This window comes from Arthrobacter sp. SPT-J7, from assembly GCF_059089965.1.
This window is the reverse complement of the sequence record NZ_JBNHFF010000505.1, coordinates 1-777: the sequence shown is the minus strand read 5'-3', so window position 1 is coordinate 777 and position 777 is coordinate 1. Positions and strand designations below refer to the sequence as shown.

Genomic DNA, 777 nt, shown 5'->3' with positions numbered 1-777 from the left:
CTAGCTCGGAGAGTTCCCTGGCGAAGCGTCCGTCAAAGGTGACAGTCGATTCTGCGGCAGCTGTCATTTGTTAGGCCTTTCCTCTTGGTTGGTTCTCCGGTTGATCAGCCATGTGACGAACCAGAGCACAACGCCGATGGCCATCAGGCCACCGGCAATCTCGTACTGAATAACGTTCCGGCCAACCCACGGACCGGCAAGGAAGGCGCACAGCAGGGCGGCCACCAGCGGCAGTTGCCCCGGCGAGGTGAAGAACACCTTCCGGTTGGGGTCCCGCTTGCGCCGCAGCACCACGCACGCCACGTTCACCACCGTGAAGACACACAGCAGCAGGAAGGCTGTGGTGCCGGAGAGGTTGGCCACGATATTGCTTTCCGGATCGCTGGTCACGTACAGGATGAGCCCCAGTGCCAGGACGGTGGAGAAGACAATGCCCGCCCACGGTGTGCGGCGGACCGGCAGGACTTTCCCGAGGGCACGTGGCAGGACGCGTTGGCGTGCCATGCCGTAAATGAGGCGGCTCGCCATCAGCATGTTGATCAGCGCCGTATTGGCTACGGCAAAGACCGCCAGGAACGGGAAGATCCTGTCGACCGGGAAATCGGGTGAGCCTTTGTGCACCACTTCAAGGAGGGCGGCACCCTCGGCTTCCCGAATGTTTTCCAGCTCTGTGGGGGTCAGCACGCTGACCACGGAGACTGCGACCAGCATGTAGAGGAGCACGGCTATGCCCAGGCCGGTCAGCATGGTGCGGGGGAAGATCCTTTCCGGGTTCCT

General features: G+C 62.2%; 1 protein-coding gene. It reads right to left on the bottom strand.

Annotation, left to right across the window (positions count from 1 at the left end; translation table 11 throughout):
• Positions 1–63: 63 nt before the first annotated feature.
• Positions 64–777, bottom strand: a 714-nt coding sequence (locus tag AC5RWX_RS33920; protein WP_494100523.1) for an APC family permease, incomplete at its 5' end; no start/stop codon positions are given.